The sequence below is a fragment of the Reinekea sp. genome (assembly GCF_982785585.1).
On record NZ_CEYAVF010000004.1, the window covers coordinates 87650 to 107294 of the forward strand.

19 protein-coding genes are annotated in these 19645 nt (G+C 51.2%); 12 read left to right on the forward strand and 7 right to left on the reverse strand.

What is annotated here, in order from left to right:
• Positions 1–15: 15 nt before the first annotated feature.
• Genes AC4FIC_RS03010 through sthA form a run of 3 tightly spaced genes read left to right on the forward strand, consistent with a single transcriptional unit; the run spans position 16 to position 2708 of the window.
• The gene (locus tag AC4FIC_RS03010; protein ID WP_100257170.1) at positions 16–1053 is read left to right on the forward strand and encodes an FAD:protein FMN transferase; all 1038 of its coding nucleotides are present in this window, start codon (positions 16–18) and stop codon (positions 1051–1053) included.
• A gap of 12 nt (positions 1054–1065) precedes the next feature.
• The gene (gene nqrM, locus AC4FIC_RS03015) at positions 1066–1296 is read left to right on the forward strand and encodes a (Na+)-NQR maturation NqrM (RefSeq protein WP_100258734.1); all 231 of its coding nucleotides are present in this window, start codon (positions 1066–1068) and stop codon (positions 1294–1296) included.
• 17 nt (positions 1297–1313) lie between these two features.
• Positions 1314–2708, forward strand: coding sequence for a Si-specific NAD(P)(+) transhydrogenase (gene sthA, locus AC4FIC_RS03020; protein WP_100257169.1), 1395 nt, complete (start codon positions 1314–1316; stop codon positions 2706–2708).
• 10 nt (positions 2709–2718) lie between these two features.
• On the opposite strand, the gene AC4FIC_RS03025 is transcribed toward sthA, so the two are convergent.
• Together AC4FIC_RS03025 and dusA are read right to left on the reverse strand one after the other, a co-directional pair.
• Positions 2719–3531: a DNA replication terminus site-binding protein gene (locus AC4FIC_RS03025; protein WP_475843686.1), complete on the reverse strand. Its 813-nt coding sequence runs from the start codon at positions 3529–3531 to the stop codon at positions 2719–2721.
• A gap of 138 nt (positions 3532–3669) precedes the next feature.
• Positions 3670–4725 carry a tRNA dihydrouridine(20/20a) synthase DusA gene (dusA, locus tag AC4FIC_RS03030; protein ID WP_287420165.1) on the reverse strand — a complete coding sequence of 352 codons (1056 nt, stop codon included), beginning with the start codon at positions 4723–4725 and terminating at the stop codon, positions 3670–3672.
• A 315-nt stretch (positions 4726–5040) separates the two neighbouring features.
• Between dusA and AC4FIC_RS03035 the strand changes: the two genes are divergently transcribed.
• Positions 5041–6693: a FimL-related protein gene (locus tag AC4FIC_RS03035; RefSeq protein WP_100257166.1), complete on the forward strand. Its 1653-nt coding sequence runs from the start codon at positions 5041–5043 to the stop codon at positions 6691–6693.
• 52 nt (positions 6694–6745) lie between these two features.
• Here AC4FIC_RS03035 and AC4FIC_RS03040 read toward each other — a convergent pair whose 3' ends face one another.
• Positions 6746–7057, reverse strand: coding sequence for an SCP2 sterol-binding domain-containing protein (locus AC4FIC_RS03040; protein ID WP_100257165.1), 312 nt, complete (start codon positions 7055–7057; stop codon positions 6746–6748).
• Between the two features lie 129 nt (positions 7058–7186).
• Between AC4FIC_RS03040 and sohB the strand changes: the two genes are divergently transcribed.
• The 3 genes from sohB to AC4FIC_RS03055 all read left to right on the forward strand — a co-directional run bounded on the left by sohB (position 7187) and on the right by AC4FIC_RS03055 (position 11377).
• The gene (sohB, locus tag AC4FIC_RS03045; protein WP_100257164.1) at positions 7187–8194 is read left to right on the forward strand and encodes a protease SohB; all 1008 of its coding nucleotides are present in this window, start codon (positions 7187–7189) and stop codon (positions 8192–8194) included.
• A 165-nt stretch (positions 8195–8359) separates the two neighbouring features.
• The gene (locus AC4FIC_RS03050) at positions 8360–9055 is read left to right on the forward strand and encodes a lysophospholipid acyltransferase family protein (protein WP_273285816.1); all 696 of its coding nucleotides are present in this window, start codon (positions 8360–8362) and stop codon (positions 9053–9055) included.
• Positions 9056–9175: 120 nt separating this feature from the next.
• Positions 9176–11377, forward strand: coding sequence for a glycosyltransferase (locus AC4FIC_RS03055; protein WP_287419659.1), 2202 nt, complete (start codon positions 9176–9178; stop codon positions 11375–11377).
• A 61-nt stretch (positions 11378–11438) separates the two neighbouring features.
• Here AC4FIC_RS03055 and AC4FIC_RS03060 read toward each other — a convergent pair whose 3' ends face one another.
• Positions 11439–13208, reverse strand: coding sequence for a lytic transglycosylase (locus AC4FIC_RS03060; RefSeq protein WP_287419657.1), 1770 nt, complete (start codon positions 13206–13208; stop codon positions 11439–11441).
• A 121-nt stretch (positions 13209–13329) separates the two neighbouring features.
• Between AC4FIC_RS03060 and AC4FIC_RS03065 the strand changes: the two genes are divergently transcribed.
• The 3 genes from AC4FIC_RS03065 to dnaQ are packed head-to-tail and all read left to right on the forward strand — an operon-like array spanning position 13330 to position 15292.
• Positions 13330–14130, forward strand: coding sequence for a class I SAM-dependent methyltransferase (locus AC4FIC_RS03065; protein ID WP_145980266.1), 801 nt, complete (start codon positions 13330–13332; stop codon positions 14128–14130).
• Positions 14127–14570: a ribonuclease HI gene (gene rnhA / locus AC4FIC_RS03070; protein WP_100257159.1), complete on the forward strand. Its 444-nt coding sequence runs from the start codon at positions 14127–14129 to the stop codon at positions 14568–14570. The genes AC4FIC_RS03065 and rnhA overlap by 4 nt, the downstream gene beginning before the upstream one ends.
• Complete coding sequence (gene dnaQ, locus AC4FIC_RS03075; RefSeq protein WP_100257158.1) at positions 14567–15292, forward strand: DNA polymerase III subunit epsilon; 726 nt, start codon at positions 14567–14569, stop codon at positions 15290–15292. Before rnhA ends, dnaQ begins: the two co-directional genes overlap by 4 nt.
• A 40-nt stretch (positions 15293–15332) precedes the next feature.
• Here dnaQ and lexA read toward each other — a convergent pair whose 3' ends face one another.
• Positions 15333–15935, reverse strand: a complete 603-nt coding sequence (lexA, locus tag AC4FIC_RS03080) for a transcriptional repressor LexA (RefSeq protein WP_100257157.1) — start codon at positions 15933–15935, stop codon at positions 15333–15335.
• A 74-nt stretch (positions 15936–16009) separates the two neighbouring features.
• On the opposite strand from lexA, the gene AC4FIC_RS03085 reads away from it, so the two are divergent.
• Entirely contained in the window at positions 16010–16852 is an 843-nt protein-coding gene (locus AC4FIC_RS03085; RefSeq protein WP_100257156.1) for an alpha/beta hydrolase, read from the forward strand.
• Here AC4FIC_RS03085 and AC4FIC_RS03090 read toward each other — a convergent pair.
• Positions 16829–17983: a cation:proton antiporter domain-containing protein gene (locus AC4FIC_RS03090; RefSeq protein ID WP_273285812.1), complete on the reverse strand. Its 1155-nt coding sequence runs from the start codon at positions 17981–17983 to the stop codon at positions 16829–16831. The two genes, AC4FIC_RS03085 and AC4FIC_RS03090, sit on opposite strands and share 24 nt — an antisense overlap.
• An 85-nt stretch (positions 17984–18068) precedes the next feature.
• Positions 18069–19142 carry a 3-deoxy-7-phosphoheptulonate synthase gene (locus tag AC4FIC_RS03095; RefSeq protein ID WP_273285811.1) on the reverse strand — a complete coding sequence of 358 codons (1074 nt, stop codon included), beginning with the start codon at positions 19140–19142 and terminating at the stop codon, positions 18069–18071.
• A gap of 95 nt (positions 19143–19237) precedes the next feature.
• Here AC4FIC_RS03095 and AC4FIC_RS03100 point away from each other — a divergent pair, with 95 nt between their 5' ends.
• Entirely contained in the window at positions 19238–19627 is a 390-nt protein-coding gene (locus AC4FIC_RS03100; RefSeq protein ID WP_100257153.1) for a hypothetical protein, read from the forward strand.
• Positions 19628–19645 lie beyond the last annotated feature (18 nt).

The window sequence follows — 19645 nt, forward strand, 5'->3', positions numbered from 1 at the left end:
GTTAGCGAGCGTTGGATGTTAAAGCACCTCTTAAAGCCCGTATTGTCTGTCTGCCTAAGTGTATACAGCCTTACGGGCTGTTCTGTTTCTGAGCCCTTAGAAGTCCAAACTCTGTTTGGCTATGCCATGGGGACCAGTTATTCCGTTAAATTAGTGAGTACTCTGTCCGAAGCGCGCGGTTTGCAGCTGGGCGTCGAGGGAGTCCTGGCCGACATCAACAATCGCATGTCGACCTATTTGCCACGATCTGACCTATCAATCTTCGCAGCTGCGCCGGTAAACAGCCCGGTAGCGGTCGACGCAAAAACCATTCATGTGGTTGAGCGAGCATTGCAAATAGCCGAGGCCACCGACGGTTACTTCGATCCAACCGTGGCGCCACTGGTCGATCTGTGGGGTTTTGGGCCCATAGTCGGTCAATCGGATCTGCCCGACCTCGCTGAGCTAGAGCAGCTGCAGACGCAAGTCGGTTACGCACAGTTGGTGGTCAACGAGGAGGCCGAAACCTTGACCAAACTGGCCCCGCGCGCGCTGGATTTGTCAGCCATTGCCAAGGGCTACGCGGTCGATCTGGTGGCCGACTATTTGGGTCAAAAAGGCTTTGCCAATTACCTGGTCGAGGTTGGTGGTGAGATGCGTTTTTCCGGCACCAAACCGGATCGGGTTGCCTGGCGCATTGCGATCGAGAATCCCGATTCAGCGAGTCGTTCGGTGTTTCGAATTCTCGAAATCAGTACTGGGGCGGTGGCAACCAGCGGTGATTATCGTAATTTTTTTGAAGTGAATGGACAGCGTTACAGCCACACCATTGATCCCAAAACGGGTTACCCGGTGGTGCACGATCTAGCGTCAGTGACCGTTGTCACGCCCCTTTGTATCGATGCCGATGCCTATGCCACGGCCTTTATGGCTATGGGTAAGGAGCCGGCGCTGAAACTGGCTGAGGCGAAAAATTTGGCTGTCTTGTTGATCTACAAGGAGGGTTCAACCTTCCGATCCTGGCAGTCGAGTCAATTTACCGCGCAATTTGGTTTGTTAGCAACGAATATTTAGGAGAGTAATATGTTGGATACGATTTTAGTAGTTTTCGCCTTTATGCTCACGGTTGTAGGCCTTATGGCCGTTGGCGTGATCTTTGGCCGTAAGCCTATTGCCGGTTCCTGCGGCGGTATGGCAGCCATCGGCATGCTATCGGAATGTGATGTCTGTGGTGGCGATGAAAGCATATGTGATGAAGAGAACAAGGTGACCGGTAAGAAATCTTCCACACCCTTATCTTATGACGCGAGCAAATAACGTTACCTGGAGTTTTAATGTCGGAACATAAGTATGATCTAGTGGTAATAGGCAGCGGGCCCTCGGGTGAAAGTGCGGCCATGAACGGCAGTAAGGCTGGGTTGAAGGTAGCTGTTATCGATGCCCGCAGCGAGGTTGGCGGTAACTGCACCCACAAGGGCACCATCCCATCCAAGGCGTTGCGCCACGCTGTTCATCAGATTATGCAATACAACCGCAATCCCATGTTCCGCAACATGTCTGAACAAAAATGGTTATCTTTCGCACAGATCCGTTTGACGGCGCAAAAGGTGACCGAGAAGCAAACTGCCATGCGCGCCCGGTTTTACGCCCGTAATAAGGTGGACTTGTTCTTTGGCCAGGCCAATTTCCAAGACAACCAAACTATTTTAATTGAGCTGGAGAACAATAAGGTCGAGACGCTCAAGGCGACCAATATTGTGATTGCCACCGGTTCTCGGCCCTATCGTCCGCCCGAAGTCGACTTTACGCATCCATTGATTTTCGATAGTGACACCATCCTTGACTTGGCTACGACCCCACGCAACATCGTGATATATGGCGCCGGAGTCATTGGCTGTGAATATGCTTCGATCTTCAACGGGCTAGGGGCAAAGGTGGATCTAATCAATCCCGCAGACCGCCTACTAGCCTTTATGGACGATGAAATCTCGGATGGTCTGGGTTATCACTTACGCGGCCATGGGGTGTTGATTCGCCACAACGAAACCTTTAAATCGGTCGAAGGGTTCGACAATCATGTCATCTTGACGCTCAATTCGGGCAAGAAAATAAAGTGTGATGCCTTCATGTGGGCCAATGGCCGTACCGGCAATACCGACCAGTTAAATTTATCGGCTATCGATTTGCCTGCCAATCAGCGCGGCCAACTTGATGTTGACGATAAATATCAGACCACCATAGAGCATGTCTTCGCCGTAGGCGACGTGATTGGTTGGCCCAGCCTCGCCAGCGCCGCTTATGATCAAGGACGTTCGGTATCGGGGGTGATTTCAAATAACGGCACCTATCGTAAGATCAATAGCGTGCCGACTGGTATCTACACCATCCCAGAAATCTCCACCATCGGTCAGACGGAACGGGAACTGACCGCAGCCAAAATCCCCTACGAAGTGGGCAAAGCCTACTTCAAAGATACCGCCCGAGCCCAAATCACCGGCGAGGAGACCGGGGTATTAAAATTGCTCTTTCACCGTGAGACCACCGAGTTGCTGGGTATCCACTGTTTCGGCGATCAGGCTGCGGAAATCATCCACATTGGCCAAGCCATCATGGCGCAGAAGGGTGGCGGCAACTCGATTCGTTACTTTCTCGAGCACACCTTTAATTATCCGACCATGGCCGAGGCCTACCGGGTTGCCGCCCTGAATGGCTTGAATCGACTGTTTTAATGCAGCTCATTTAATAGAAGGCGCGCTTGACTGCGCTAGCATAGCGATGTACCCGTATCGATGGCAAAAAAGCATCATCATCGATTCGATTGTCGCTGCGCACAAGCCGAGTCCGTTGGGATGGTGGTTCGATCGGGGGTACATTGAACTCCGGCAATTCGCCCTTACCTTCGTGCGGGAAGAGCAGTGGCAAGGAGACATTAAGAGAGCGTCGTTTTTTGTCGGCAAAGATTAGATTAGCACGCAGTATCGGTGCCTGTTTTTGCACTCGCGCCAGGGGCTCATCGTCGCTCAGGCTAGCCAGTCGTTCGAGCTGAATGCGGATATGGCTGGAGTCGGTATTGAGCTTACAAAGCAACTCATAGGCCTGTTGTTTGCTAGTTTTCTTGATTGAACGGCCGCTGGTATACCAACTAAAACCTACCTTTTCGGGCCGACTGACGACCAGTGGCAAATGCCGAAAAACCTGTTTTAAATGCAATCGATTTAAGCCCTCGCGCGACATCTGGTCATTCAGAGCCTGGTAACGGCGGGCTAATCGACCCTGAATCTCTCGCCAATTGGCCTTATCGAGCTCTTTAATTTGCGCAATGGTGCTACGAAAGGTGTCCTTGGCGATATTGATTTCATTGGCATAGGTGAATTGTTGCCGCGTCAGGCCGATGAGTCCAGGATAGACGCGCGTTTCCCGCCCATCTTGGTCCTCGTGATACCAGAGATCAAACAGGATATCTTCTACGGTTGCCGATTGGCCCAGCCCATGCCAGGGAGCTAGCCATTGAACCTTGGCCTGGTCATTCAATTCCCGGGCAAAAATCAACATAGTCGATCTTAGGTGTTCAAACTGTTTAAAGATGGAGTGTTCCATTTTATACCGTTATCTATAATGGGTTAAATTATAATAATCGGCATGGCGCCACGTTTCAAGCGTTAGTCAACACCTTAGCGATGGCCGTCTTCCTTACTCGCTATATTCTTGGAGCCCGCGGAAACCAATCGGTTTGATAAAGGCCAGGGCTGTTTCGAAGATATCCGGCGGAGCCTCAATTGGATGCATGGTTTCACTCAGATGACGACGAAACTTTCTTGACCCGGCTTGTCCGCTGTATAGACCCAACATATGACGCGCCAAGTACTTTAGCGGTGTGCCCGAGGCCACCTTGAGTCGAATCCAGTCGATTAAAACCTCATTGAGCGCCTCTGGCGTGTCATAGGGGTCGGCCGACTGGTAGAAAAGCTTGTCAACCTCAAGCAGAAGAAGGGGGTTTTGATAAGCTTCCCGGCCTACCATGACGCCGTCCACGCCTTGATCCAGCAGATCCTGAGCCAGACCATGGTCCTTAATGCCGCCATTGATCACAATATGCAATTCTGGGAAATCCCTTTTTAACTGAATAACGCGTTGATAGTCGAGGGGCGGGACGTCACGGTTTTGTTTCGGACTCAGGCCTTTCAAGATGGCCTTCCGGGCATGCACAATAAAGGTTGTGCAACCGGACTGTGCGACGGTACCAACGAAGTCGCGTAAAAAGGCATAGCTATCAAAATCATCAATGCCGATTCGATGCTTTATGGTTATGGGTAGGTCAACCCGATCTAACATGGCCTTGAGCGCATCGCTGACCAGTTGCGCATGGGCCATTAGGATGGCACCAATCATACCGTTTTGAACCCGATCACTGGGACAACCCGCATTGAGATTGACCTCATCATAGCCATAATCCTGAGCAAGCTGTGCACAATGCGCCAGATCATGCGCATCATGTCCGCCCAACTGCAGCGCGACCGGGTGCTCTTGCGCAGCCGAAAAGCGTAAAAACCGTTCGGTGTTGCCGTGAATTAGAGCCCCTGTTGTGACCATTTCGGTATAGAGCAGAGCCTTTTTGGTCAGTAACCTGTGAAACTGACGACATTCACTGGTGGTCCAATCCATCATCGGTGCAACGGAATACTTGTGCGGGTACTGAGCATGGGGTTTTGTAGACTGCGTTGTTAAAGGCTGGGACGCTAAAGACATAGGATAGACGAAATGCTTGATGAAAAAGGCAGTATACGGTCTTTCGTCAGCACAGAAAATACTATTATTAAATGCTCTAGAGCGTGATGTCGGACACATCTTTACCCTATAGATGTCGCGTTTCCCGGCTGTTCATAGACTCTTGGACGCAATGTCAGTATTTTTAGCAGGGACGAATTTGCCGATTAGCGCATGTTAATGCAGGGGACGCAAAGAGTGATGGCCGATCACGAAGGGGTAAATTGACCTACTCGTGGTGAATAACAAGCTAACATTACACAGAGACGATGAAAAAGTTCGGAGTTGGGTGACCAGATGAGTGCAATTTTTTCAGCAGAGGCGATCAAGGGCGAACTTGGCACAACGATTCAACAAGCCCAATCCGCTTTGCAAGACTTTAGCGAGAACAGCAGCGAATTGGCGTCCCTTGAAGAAGTTCAGGACTGCGTTCGGCAATTGCGGGGCATCTTTCAGGTTTTGGAGGAGAGTGGCGCCATCTCCGTGTGTGATGAAATAAATACGGCTTTAAACGCGCTGCCCGATGGCCTTGAGATAACCGAGCAAGGCGTTAAGTCGATATTAGAAGCTGTTAGTCAAACCCTGGTAATATTGACCCGTTATTTGGAATTGCTGAGTCTGCAACAAAAGGCGGTGCCTGCTGTCTTGCTGCCCGCTATCAACACCTTGCGTTTAGCCCGCAAAGCCCCGGTCCTAGGGGAAGGCTATTTTTTCCAGTTTAGCTTTAAACCCAGTAAGGTACCGTCCAAGGTGCCGGTACGAATAACCCGAGACACGCTGGTTAAATTACGTAAGTTTCGACAGATGTACCAGGCCGGTCTGTTGCATGTAATTCGCGGGGATCGAGCCAAAGGCGCTCTGCGTTATATGGCCTTGGCCATTGGCCGAATCGATCAGCTGTTAGGCAATGCACCCTGTGCCCCGCTCTGGTGGGTTGCCTCAGGTGCATTGGACGCCATGGTGGTTAACGAGGCGAGCATGACGCCGACTCGAAAGCGTTTGTTTTCCTTACTGGAGCGGGAGCTGAGAAGCCTAATCCTAAAAGCGCCGGAGTCGCTTAGACAACAGAACAACATAGCCCTGATCAAGGAATTTTTGTTTTTACTGGCATTGAACCAATGCGATAGCCCAAAGGCCCTTCAGGTCGCCAATTTCTATCAGCTGCCGCGCCTACCCTATAGCGAAGCAATGCTCGAAGAGCAGCGCCAAGTGCTCTTTAGTCCCGGTCGAGGTGTCCTGGCCAGTGTGGCGGAGGCCTTAAAGGAGGATATTACCGCGATTAAGGATTCGGTCGATCAGGTCGCCCGAGGTGGGCCTTTTTCGGCCAAAGAATTGCACAATCGTCTGAAAAAAGTTGCCGATATCTATGTCATGGTGGGCTTAACCAGCCCCGCTAACGTGTTAAAAGGGCAGGCCGATATAGTCGGCAGTTGGGCCGACAGTGCCGCGCCTAGCCATGATGAGCTGCTAGCCATCGCCGATGTCGTACTCTATGCTGAAAGCGCACTGGCTAGGTTACTCCAAGGTTTTTCGCAGAAAGACTTGGAGGGTGAAAATAAGGCATTTCAGGTGCAATTGCATGAGGCCCGCGTGATTTTAATCGATGAATCGGAGGGCGGTTTGGCCCTAGCCAAACGCGCCATTTCAGCCTATATGGACTCTGAAGGGGATCGGCTGCACCTATCTAATGTCGTCGCAACGCTGGCCGGAGTGCGCGGTGCGCTGATATTTTTAAACAGCGACCAGGCCGCGACTATTGTGTCTCGGATCATCGTGTTTATTCAGCGCGAGCTGCTTGAAAAGGGCACACTGATCGATCCCGACCAACTGGAGTTGTTTGCCGATGCGCTGTCGAGCTTGGAGTTCTATTTGGAGGGATTGCTGAGTTCCAGCGAAAATCTGGATATCTTGAAATTAGCCGTGCATTCGCTCAATTCCCTCAAGGTTTAGCGACTTGGCCAAGCTACCGCCCTAAGCCGGTAGCGGTAAGCAGGACGCAGGGTTAGAGGGAAAATAGGGCGGCTAATCGAGTCGCTAACATCATATCGCCTTCGGTGCGCAGTCGGCCGGCCATAAAGGCTTGCATGCCGTTCAATTCACCGCTCACGACCTCTTCAAAGGTGGCCCTATTCATAATCAGGGTGACCGTCGGATCCTCGTGCTCGCCGACCGTTAAGGTACAGTTTTCGTCCTTGACGACGAGGTGGTAAGCGTCATCATCAATGGTAAATTGAAACACAACATCAAGACCGGCCGCGGCGGTTGCATTAAAACGGGACTCTATCTGGTTAAAAGCGTCTACTAGGCTGCTCATCCGGTTTGCTCCTCTTGCAAAGTTTGAGTGTTGACACCAACTAGTGCCTGTATACATTGTAGGTGTAGCGAAGTTTAAAAATCAAACATATGTTTGAAACAGTCGTTCAAATATTAGGAGTGTACTATTTTGTGGTCTGATTATGTCCTGTTCTTACTTAAAACCCTGACGTTTCTCGTTGCCGCTGTGGTGTTACTGGGCGTGCTCGTCCGGGCATCCAAACTGGGCGGTGAGGGACCCAATCAAGGCAAACTCGTTATTCAGCATCTTAATCGAGTGTTCGATGATATTGGTTTGCGTATGCGCCACCAAATGCTCAGCAAGAAAGCCCTAAAAAAGGTCCTTAAAGCGCGCAAGGTGGCCGATAAAAGTGCTGAAAAGTCCGAGGATACAGCTAAAAACGCCTATTACCTCAAGTTTAAAGGCGATATTCATGCCTCTCAATTAGCCAATTTACGCCAAGAAGTGACCGCCATACTGAGCATTGCCCAGCCCGGAGAGGAGGTCATAATTGCCATCGAAAGCCCAGGTGGTTCGGTAACCGGGTACGGCTTGGCCGCGTCCCAATTGGTGCGCTTAACCGATGCCGGGTTAACCTTGACGGCCTGTGTCGATCAGGTCGCCGCAAGCGGCGGGTATATGATGGCCTGTGTTGCCGATCGCATCTTAGCCGCGCCATTCGCCATTGTAGGGTCCATTGGCGTCGTGTCACAAATACCCAACGTCCATCGCTTGCTGAAACGCTTGGATGTCGATGTGGATGTGTTAACCGCAGGTAAACATAAGGCACCCTTAACCCTCTTGGGGGAAAATACCGATGAGGGTCGGGAAAAGCATTTATTGGATCTGGGCGCCATTCACGGTCATTTTAAAGCACTGGTCAAACGTCACCGCAGTGAACTCGATATCGACCAGGTGTCTGAAGGGGATTTCTGGCTGGCCGAAGACGCGCTCACGTTAAAACTGGTCGACGAAATATCGACCAGTGATGCATATTTGCAACAGGTTTGCGCACAGTCACAGGTGTACAAGGTGCAATGGGTCCCGCACAAGAGCCTCGAGCAGCGCATCAAGGGCGCAAGCGCGGCCTTATTTGGCGCATTTGAGGGTCAGTTGCGCAAACGTTGGTTACCCTAGTAGCGGGGCAGGCCCTGTGAGCCCGATCGACCGCGGCCTGGGGCCAAACCACAACGGCATTAATTGGTGATTGTGATACCGTGGGGCCATGCCTAGGTTGTGCTAAAGCTCGCGGTCAATATCATGGTTGGCATCAGGGATATCGGAAAGGGCACGGAGCCGCACATGCAACGTCGCTGTAACACAGTGAAACTTAGCAACCCAAATCTGCGTCAATGGCGCGGTCACCTTGCGGCCGCGGGTCTGTATATGTTGAAACTGACCTGGCGAATTCGCTTCGTCGATCGCCGCTTCTATGATGACCCCTACGATAGCCATAAACCAACCTTTCTGTACTTTTGGCACGGTAAATATGTGCCCATATTGCCCCTATTACAAGGCTATCAAGGCTGTGTTATCAGCAGTGAGTCGGATCGCGGTGACGCCATCGCGACGATCTCTCGACGCTTTGGTTTTAGCAGTCTATTGATTCCAAACCGGGCTACTCGTCAGTCGATGCGCAGCCTGCTCGCCAGAGTGCGCCAGGAGCATAATAGCGTCGGTACCGCGGCAGACGGTCCCTTGGGCCCTAAACACCAGGTTAAGAGCGGTATCGTCTGGATTGCCTCGAAGATGAATGCGACGATTATTCCCATATCGGTCGCCAGTAAGCATAAGTTCGTCCTTTCGAAACGTTGGGATGGCTTGGAAATTCCGCTGCCCTTTAGCCAGGTTACGCTAATGTTTGGCGCACCCGTGACCGTTCCCGATACTTTGAATAGCGACCAGCTGGAACAGTGGCGACAACAGCTCGAGCGTAATATTTTGGCTGTCGATCAACGGGTCGAGCGATTCGTCAATTTTAACGGACGGCGCCCGTGAGTTCGCGCTGTAACGGGCCATGCAGGCCGCCTCATGGCATGCTGTAAACGTCTATAGCGCGTTTTTATGGGTCTGGTTTTGGTCGATAGAGCCTGCTTCTAGCGCACAGGGAACGCGCCCATGACTAAGAAAAACAATTTGAACCTGGCCTTGGCGCTCTTGTTGCTGTTAGCTCTGGTGCTCATCTGTTTTCGAGCCTATACCTACCTAGCCTACATCGACTACAAGGCGATCAATGCGCAACAGGTTGATACCATTGAGGCGGCGCTGCGCGACAAAACGGACTTTAATTTCGCCGTGGTTGGCTCGATGAATAATTCACTGCAGATTTTTGACAAATGGGTGGTTCCTGAGCTGCTCAGCCATCAGGTCGATTTTATTATTTCGGTCGGTAATGCGGTCTATGACGGTGCCGAGTCAAAGTACCAGCTGTTATATAAGGGGATGACCCGCGCCAATATTCCGTTCCTGTTGTCGGTAGGGGAAAACGAGGTCGAAGGTTTCGGGGCGCAAAACTACTATCGTTATTTTGGGCCTTTTTTGTATTCGTTTCATCTAGCTGACAGCTATTTCATCATGCTCGATGGCACCGGCCATACCCCCTTGGCTTGGCAACAACGTTGGTTGAGCGAGGAGTTGGCGCTGGCCCAGCGGTTTCGGCAGCGCTTCGTGTTTATGAATTATTCCCCGTTGCCTGATCTCGCAGCCGATGAGTCAAGCGGGCAGCCAAGCGACCCGCTATTAGCACAATTTGCTGCGGCGCGAGTCACGGCTGTTTTTTCGCTTGGCCAGGGCGGCTATTCTCAGCAGCTTCAGCATCGGGTCAACTATGTTAGCGTCGGACAAATCGGTGGCCTGCTATTGGAAAAACAAGATAAGTATCAATTTACCCTGGTAAGGGTGCAGGGTGAAAGGACGGATTTTTTGCCCGTTGTGGTTGAAAAAAGCCTCGGGAATATGCGCTACAAGTTTGAAACAATCAAACTGTTCTTATTTTCATTTTTCTATATGAGTCTGTTTAACTTGCTGGTGACCATAACCTTGCTCGGATTAGTGTGCGTGCGGGTCTATGCTAAGATCATCAAACAGGATCGTTATTATCAAGATTTCAGCCAGGCAGATGACCAAACCAACGCCGAGCCATTAACCATCGCAATGTTCACCAACACCTATTTGCCCTTTGTCGGTGGGGTGCCCATTTCGATTGACCGGCTGCGCCGCGGCCTAATCGAACGTCAGCACCAGGTCAGGGTCTTCGCCCCGACCTACAGTCTGCCGTTGATGACTGAACCGGACTCCCAGGTTATCCGGATACCGTCTGTCGGTTTTAGCCAAAAAATGAATTTCCCCTTGGCTAGCCTCTGGTCGCCCTTGACACGCCAGCAGTTCTCGGCTCAGAACATCGATGTGGTTCATGTGCACCATCCTTATTGGCTCGGCACCAAGGGCATGAGGTTGGCCCGGCGGCGCAAGATCCCCGTCGTCTTTACCTACCACACCCGAATGGAGCGCTATGTCCATTATCTGCCCGTGCCGGGCGAGCAGTTGAAGGCCCTGCTGGTACACTTCCTGATTCGCCGATTCGCCAATCGCTGCCAAGCGGTAATTGCTCCTACCTCCTCGACGGAGGAGTACCTGCGGCATCTAGGGGTCAGGGCGTTGGTCGAAACCATACCAACAGGCATTAATTTGACTGCCTATCAGGGCCACAGTGCTGCGGATATAGACGGAGTGCGGACGCTCTACGCCAGCCCCGGTGAACGGCTGTTGATTAGTGTGTCGCGGCTGGCGAAAGAGAAAAACCTGGATTTTCTGCTTGAGGGCATTCAAATGGTAAAGCAGGGTACTCAGGTGCCCTTTCGCTTGCTGTTGGTGGGCGATGGACCCGAACGGCGTCACTTGCAACGTTGCCTCAATGCGACCGGCTTGGCACAACAGGTGGTCTTAGCCGGCAGCATGGCGCCAGCCGCGCTCGTGCGGGCCTATCTCGCGGCCGATATCTTTGTCTTCGCGTCAACCTCTGAGACCCAAGGTATGGTGTTGCTCGAAGCCATGGCGGGAGGGTGCCCAGTTGTCGCCGTTCGGGCCAGCGGTGTGCATGATGTGATTGAACAAGGCTATAACGGCATGAAGGTACCAGAAAGCACCGCCAGTTGGGCCGCCGCCGTTATATCATTGCTTGAAAATGAGGATTTGCGAGCGTCGATGGCGGGTAACAGTCGTACTTTTGCGCAGAAATATTCAGTAGCCAATATGGCTATGTCTATCGAGCGCCTCTATCGGCGTGTCATAGCCCGAAATCAAGCTACTCCTGACCGCTGACGTCGAGGCGGTTGCAACGCGCCCAATATGATCGAGTAAAGGGCGTTGAGTACGGGTACATTTAGTTGATGTTGGTGACATCCACGTAAAGTGTCAAGCGATCACCCGGTTGCAGGTACTTCGAGACAACGTTCCATTTTTGAATGTCACTGATTCGCACATTGAACTTGTCGGCAATTCGGTACAGAGAATCTCCGTTTCGGACCACATAACCGACCTTTCGAACGATCTTTCGCTGGTCTGCACTGGCACTGGCACTAACACTGGTCACCCTATTAGGCTTCACCCAAACCACAAGCAATTGGCCGGGCATAAGCAGATCCCGCGGGGCCATATTGTTCCATTTAGCCAGGCTCTTCACACTGACATTATATTTCATCGAAAGATCCCAGAAGGTGTCTCCGTAAGTGATTCGATGGTCAATACGAGTCAGGTCCGAGCTACCCAAGGCATCCTGTTTTACCTTTAAGCGACTATCCGCCGAAAGGGCGTAAAAGTTGTCGTTTTCGCTGGCGACCGGAATCATTAATTTATCCCCGGCTCGAATTAGGTTGCCTTTGAGGCCATTAACATCCTTGATGACGCTCACCGTCACATTAAACTTTCGAGCAATTGTTATCAGGGAGTCGCCGTTGACAATGCTATAACGATCCCATGTTAATCGTTGATTGCTAGGCAGCTGGGCAATATTATCGTTAAAGATCTGCTCTCGATCGGTAAAGACCAGCAATTGGTGGGGCCCATCAGGATCTGTCGCCCAGCGGTTATAACCGGGATTAAGCATATATAGGTCGCTCAGTTCCATCTTGGCCAGCGCAGCAGCCTGAGCTAGGTCAATCTGCCCACCGGTCTGAACAATCTTGAAAAAGGGCTCAGTAGATACCTCAGGGAGCACCACGCCATAGGCCTCGGGATTCTTAAACAATGTGGCCAAGGCAATCATCTTAGGGACATAGGCTTCGGTTTCGCGCGGTAAGTCAAGGTGCCAAAAATCCGTAGCCTTGCCCGCTCGGCGGTTCTTTCGTTGTGCTTTCCTGACCGTGCCCGGGCCTGAATTGTAAGACGCCAAGGCTAATAACCAATCACCATCGAACATCTTATTTAAATGGGTCAGATAGTCGAGCGCGGCGCGGGTCGACTCCACCACATCGCGGCGCCCGTCATACCACCAGTCCTGTTTGAGACCGAACATAAGCCCGGTTGACGGTATGAATTGCCACATACCGGACGCCCGCCCATGGGAATAGGCAAAGGGATCGAAGGCGCTCTCAACAATGGGCAGTAACGCCAGATCCATCGGCATATCACGCGCTTGCAGTTCGGCAACGATATGGAACATATAGCGCGAAGCGCGTTCACTGACTCGATTAAGGTAATTCTGGTGGGAGGCATACCATTTTAATTGGCTGGCAACCCGCTTATCATCTATTTCTAGATTGAAATGAAGGTTGCGTCTGATGACCTGGTAAAGATCGTCCGGATATTGGGCATAAGGGTCTGGGCGGGTCAAATCTAAGGGCAGATGCCAAAAAGGCTCGCTTTGTGTGATATTGGCCAGCAATATTGTGCTCTGTATTCGCCGAAGCGTCTGAGCGAGTGCTTCTTGGCTGGGGTCGCTGGTGACATTGGCCTGGATCGGGGATGTCTGCTCAGCAGGCTCAATGGTTTGAGTCGTCTGTATGGCCGGGGCGGTTACAATCGCTGGCGTGTTTATTGAAGCCGTAATGGGGGCGATTTGCGCTTCTTGACTGACCCGTTCGACGGGTATCAGGTTACAGGCAGTCAATAACAGACTGGCACCGAGGGTGGTAATTTTTTTAATTAATATCATTGAGTCGCAGCAGTTTATTGAGACGAATGGATAGATCGGCGATAATTCTATTTTCCTCTGCTTCAGGTAGCAAGGAATTCGACCCGAATCGGGCATTTAAAATAGTATCAAGGTGTTTATATTGGTAAAAAGACTAGGGCAAGGGTTTAAACAAGTCTATCGCCACGGTCCAAATGATACCCGATATCAGGAATTAATTTTGTCGCAGTGGTACCAAGGGGCCTTGGGGCAAGAGTTAATAGAGGCTGAGCGAGGCCTGATCTCTCGGGCTATCTCGGGGCGTTTTGGCGCGTCGATGGTTCAGCTGGACAGCGGCTTTCATGAAATCCTGTTTGAGCAGCGCTTGTTTGGGTCGGGCATTATTGTCTCGCAATTGGAAAATCGAGCCCATTGTCCCGTGGTGTGTGCCAAACCCGAAGACCTCCCGTTCGAGCCGGAAAGCTTGGATATGCTGTTGATGCATCACACACTGGATTTATGTGAAAACCCCTACCAAGCGGTGAGGGAGGGCGCTTTGGCGCTCAAACCGGGCGGTTTGCTGATTGTATTGGGGTTTAACCCGCTTAGCTTATGGGGGTTACGATCGATGATTCAAAGCCGACCGTCCGGTTATGGCGTTTGGAATTCCAGGTTTCTTCGCAGCGGTCGGGTAGCCGATTGGATGCAACTGCTCAACTTCGAGCTAGAAAGACAGGAAAAGCACCTGTTTTTACCGCCCATGAATCGCCCGGCTTGGCTTAAAAATCTTGCCCTAGGCGAACATGTCCAACGCAAACTGCTGCCCTTCACCGGGGCTGTGTACCTCCTGGTCGGCTATAAACAGGTATTTGGCAAAATTCACACCAGTCCCAAACGTCAGCGGCGCAGTTTTATGGATTCGTCGGTTACCGCCAACAGCACCATCCGGGAGCAGCCCCGATGAGCACGCCGGTGACGATTTACACCGACGGTGGCTGTCGTGGTAATCCCGGTCCCGGTGGCTGGGGCGCCGTGTTATTGTGGGGTGAACATCGCAAGGAATTAAACGGCTCCGAAGCGCTAACAACCAATAATCGTATGGAGTTATTAGCGGCGATTGAGGGCCTAAAGTTCCTTAATAGAGATGTCGCGGTCCGTCTGTACACCGATTCGCAATATGTGAAGCAGGGTATTACCCAGTGGATTCGGGGCTGGAAGAAGAATGGCTGGCAGACCGCCAGCAAGCAACCGGTTAAAAATAAGGACCTGTGGCAGGAACTCGACCAGTTAATGGGTCGATATCGAGTATCCTGGCATTGGGTTAAGGGGCATTCGGGTGACCCGATGAATGAATTGGCCGACCGCCTGGCCAATCACGCTATGGATAAGATGGGGAAATCATGAGACAGGTCGTATTAGATACAGAAACAACGGGATTGAACCCCAAGAAAGGCGATCGAATCGTAGAAATCGGTTGTTTGGAGATGATCGACCGACGCTTGACCGGGCGGCAACTGCATTATTTTCTCAATCCTGAACGCGATATCCCCGAAGAGGTTGTCGCTATTCACGGCATCACCAATGAGCAGGTCAAAGATGCACCCAAATTCACCCAGATTGCCGATGAATTGTGGCAGTGGCTCGACGGCGCTGAACTGATTATCCACAATGCGGCCTTCGACATGGGGTTTCTCAATGCCGAATATCAGTTGTTGGCCAATAAGCAGGGCACGACCTTTAAGGCCTTGGAGTCAGTCTGTGGGGTATTAGATACGTTAAAGCTGGCGCGAGAAAAACATCCAGGCTCGAGAGTGTCACTCGATGCGCTCTGTAAACGCTATGGCATCGACAATTCCCACCGCACATTGCACGGCGCAATTCTCGATTCAGAGATACTGTCCGATGTGTACCTGATGCTGACTGGTGGTCAAACTGACTTGCTCTTGGATGATTCCGATCCAGTGCCGGCAGCCGCCAATGCATTAGACTTATCTGCTTTAGCAACGGTGCAGGGCGACCTTGTTAAAATTGTCCCAACGGCAGAAGAGATAAGTGCGCATCAGGACATGTTGCAGTTGATCGCCAAAAAATCCGCGTCGGTAATCGATTGGCCGACACCCGACTAATACGCTAGAACGGCTGACGATCAGCCGTTTGGGCCACTTTTTAGTGAATTGAACGACGAATAACGCCGACATAAAGACCTTCGATGGCAAAGTCCTGTTCCGTCACATTCACCACTATCGGCTTAAAGTCGGCATTTTCAGGATATAGGGTAACGAGATTACCTTTTTTCTCATAACGCTTAACGGTAACATCGTCGCCCACGCGCGCCACGACTATATCGCCGTTGCGTACCCGGTCGGTCTTATGGACCGCAATCAGGTCATCTTCGAGTATGCCGATGTCCTTCATGCTGAGGCCCTGAACCTGCAGCATAAAATCGGCTTTAGGGTGAAACAGACCCTTGGGCAGGTCAAAATATTCGGAAATTTGCTCTTCGGCCAGTATTGGGGAGCCTGCGGCAACCATGCCAACAACCGGCAACCCGGTCTCAGACGCGGGTAAGCGGATACCACGACTGGCGCCATGAACAATTTCGATATAACCTTTGCGCGCCAGTGCCTTAATATGTTCTTCGGCGGCATTGGGCGATTTAAAGCCAAGAGTCTTGGCGATTTCTGCCCTTGTGGGTGGGTATCCCGTATCATCAATGTGATCTTTGATGACATCGAGAACTTGCTGTTGCCTTGCCGTGAGTTTTTCCATAACCTAGCGCCTGTTATTATGTACAGTACATGTGATTATATACAGTCAAGGTCGGCTGTAAAGGGATAAATCGTTTGAAAAGTAGCAGTCAATTATTTCCAGTGGAACTTATCTCCGCAGAAGTCCGAGCAGATCATTTCGAAGACTCTTATTCATTGAAGCCGAATAAGAGCAAAGACAACTCGGTTGAAATTGCGTTGATTCATTTACACGCCAACCGAAACCCAGACGGGGATCAGGTCTTGTTTGTCCACGATGTGTTCGAAAGTCATTGGCAGTGGACTGACGGACCGTGTAAGCCAGTGATTGCCAAACTGCTGGCCCAGGGCGTTTCGGTCTGGCTGATGGATTGGCGCGCGCACGGCTCGTCTAAAAAAAATAAACAGCCACAATTAAATCACATCGAAGAGATGGCGGCCCTCGATCTATCGTCGGTGACCGCCTTTATTGAGGAGAAGAGCGGTCAACCCCTTACTCTGGTGGCACGCGGCCTTGGCTCGCAAATGGTGTTACTGGGTCTGGCGGGCTTGCGCAATATCAAACGTTACATCCTAATCGATGCCGGCTCAGTGCGCGGGCTGAGACGTTATTGGATTCCCGGTTTAAAATGGCTCAAGCAGTCAAAGTTGATTGGTCGACACTGGATTAGCGGCACCGGGTCGGAACAGGAACCGGTCAGTCTATTCAAAGGCCAGCTCAGCCGGCAGGGGCTGTTCGCGCGCTTTCGGCATAAGAATACCCGCCAGCAACTTCAGACCCTTCAGCAGTTGGCGGGTAATATCATCTGGCTGTGCACCCAAAGTAGCGCCGAGACGGTGGCCCGTCGGCATGCCGGTAAGCAGGCTCGGATCCACCGGATTAAGCCGTCAGAGGTCCATGATGAGATCTATAAGCTAGTCTCGTCGAAGTCGGTCTGAGACCGCGATCGGGTTCTGGAAATTGAATACGATGATATAGCTGGACAGGGCGAAGGTTGCTATGGCTGTGGACTGAACCAATACCGCGGCCTTTTCGGAGAGCAAACCGGAACCTTGTGCCAAAAAGGTCACCAGCAGTGAAAATTCCGATATCTGGCCCAGTCGATAACCTATATCCCAGGCCAGGTGATTGGTTTCGCTGAGCCGTAACAGCAAAGAATGGAACACAATCGGTTTGCCTACCAAGACCAGCACGGTCAAGATCGCCATCGGGATCATCACTGTCGACAATACTTGGAGATTAAGTTGAGCACCCAAGGTAAAGAAAAACAGGATCAGAAAGAAATCGCGCAGGGGCTTGAGATTCAAGGCAATGTATTGAGAAATCGGACTGCTGGCCAAGCTAACCCCAGCGATAAAGGCGCCTATTTCATAGGACAGGCCGATCAGGTGCGCAAATTCTCCAACCCCCAAACACCAGCCAATGGCCAGCAAGAAGATATATTCGTGGAATCGGTCGAAGCGACTCAAGAGCGGCAATATGGTGTACTTGACCGCGCCCAGTGTGCCCAGAATCAAGATCGGTAACATAACCAAGGGTTTGATTAGGGTCCAGGTATTAACTGTCTCTTGACCAAAGCTTTCGATGGCCAACAGCACCAAGATGGCGATAAAATCCTGTATCAATAGAATGCCAACCATCAGCTCGCCGGAGTGGCGATGATGCAAAACCGTCGTAGGGAGCAGCTTAATACCGATAATGGTGCTGGAAAACATCAGGCAGAGCCCGATAATAATAGCCTCGCCCACCTCAAAGCCTAACAACCGGGTCACCGCAAATCCGGTCACCGCAAAGGTCACACAACTGGCAATGCCGACCACTAGGCTTTTTCTTAAGGTGGTCATAAGATTAGACAGTTGCATGTCCAGGCCAAGCAAGAACAACAGAAAAATGATGCCGATCTCGGAAATATCCGTCAGCAATTGGGTGTCTTCGACCACCGAAAAGCCAAAGGGTCCAATTAGGACCCCGAGCAAGATGTAAGCAATCAACAAGGGCTGCCGGGTATAGAGCGCAAGGGTTGCGAGCACCGCGGCGCCGGTGAAGATCAGAAAGAAGGAAAAAACCATAAATTTTTTTGCCGAAGTTGGTGGAATTCAGGAGTCGGATAAAGGTTTCACAATAGCGAAACCAGTATCCTTCAACTGCGCCCGGTTAGGAAGGGCGTTTATTCAACATTGGCTTGACCTTATCGCGCATCGAACGCAGCAACTGCTCGGTCGCATCCCACGAAATGCACGCATCGGTGACCGATTGACCGTAGGTTAAATCGGCAAGATCGGCTGGGATTTTTTGATTGCCGGCCACCAAATTACTTTCAATCATCACGCCGATGATCGATTGGTTGCCTTCAACGATCTGATTGGCGACATTGTCGGCCACCAGCATTTGCAGATTGTGGTCCTTATTGGAATTGGCGTGAGAGCAGTCGACCATGATATTGGGCACGATACCCGACTTGCTCAATTGGCCTTCACAGACCGCGACCGATACTGAATCGTAATTGGGCTTGCCATCACCGCCGCGCAAGACGACATGGCCGTAGCCATTGCCTTTGGTGGTGATAATCGATACCTGACCCTGATGGTTAATGCCAAGGAAGTTATGCGGCGAGGAAACACTTTTTAATGCATTGATGGCCACATCGAGCCCGCCATCGGTGCCATTTTTAAAGCCAACGGCAGACGACAAGCCGCTCGCCATTTCGCGATGCGTCTGACTCTCCGTGGTACGGGCACCAATGGCCGACCAGCTGATTAGATCTTGTAAGTATTGGGGGGAAATAGGATCCAGCGCTTCGGTTGCCGTGGGTAGGCCAATTTCAGCGATGTCCAATAACAGCTGGCGACCGATATGCAGGCCGTCGGCAATTTTAAAACTGTCATTCAGATAGGGGTCGTTAACCAGGCCTTTCCAGCCGGTCGTGGTGCGAGGCTTTTCAAAATAAACCCGCATTACCAGCAACAGGGTGTCCTGCACTTCATCGCTGATTGCCTTTAAACGCTTGGCATAGTCGATGGCGGCCTTCGTATCATGGATCGAACAGGGGCCGATGACCACGATTAAACGCGGATCGGTGCGGTCTAAGATATTACGAACCGCGTTTCGACCCTGCGCTATGGTTAGGTTCGCCGTTTCGGTCACGGGAACATCTTGTTTCAGCTGAGCCGGGGTAATCAGTATTTCTTGGCTAGCAATGTTCAGGTTTTCTATCTTATTTATTGTCATTGTCTTATCGTAGCGGTTGCTGAAGATATAACGATCATAGGCGAGTACATAAATAATTACAACCCGTACATCTTTATTTACAGGAGACATATGTTATGAACAAAGAAGATCGCATAAATCGCATCTTCCTTCCCGCTGCTATGGTTACCATTGTGGTATTGGGTGCGACCATCCTAACCTACAACTATATGAAGAATAACCAAGCGGTCAAGCCACAAGTCGATATCAATCTCACGCAGCCGCAAGCACTTCAAATATGTATTGCTCAGGCCCGAGAAGACTACGGCGTGGACATGTTGCAAGCGACCTTTGATCAGCAATCCTCACGTTTTAACATCGCCGAGAAGACCTTTACCATCTTTGCCGATCTGGTGATCAGAGGCGTGGAGCGCGAACCGGCCTACATTCGCTGTGAGGTTTCGGCGGTGAATCGGAAAATCGAGGATTACCGAATTAAGGGTATAAAGCGAAAAAGTTTTTTCTAGCGCCTCACTGGACTGGGC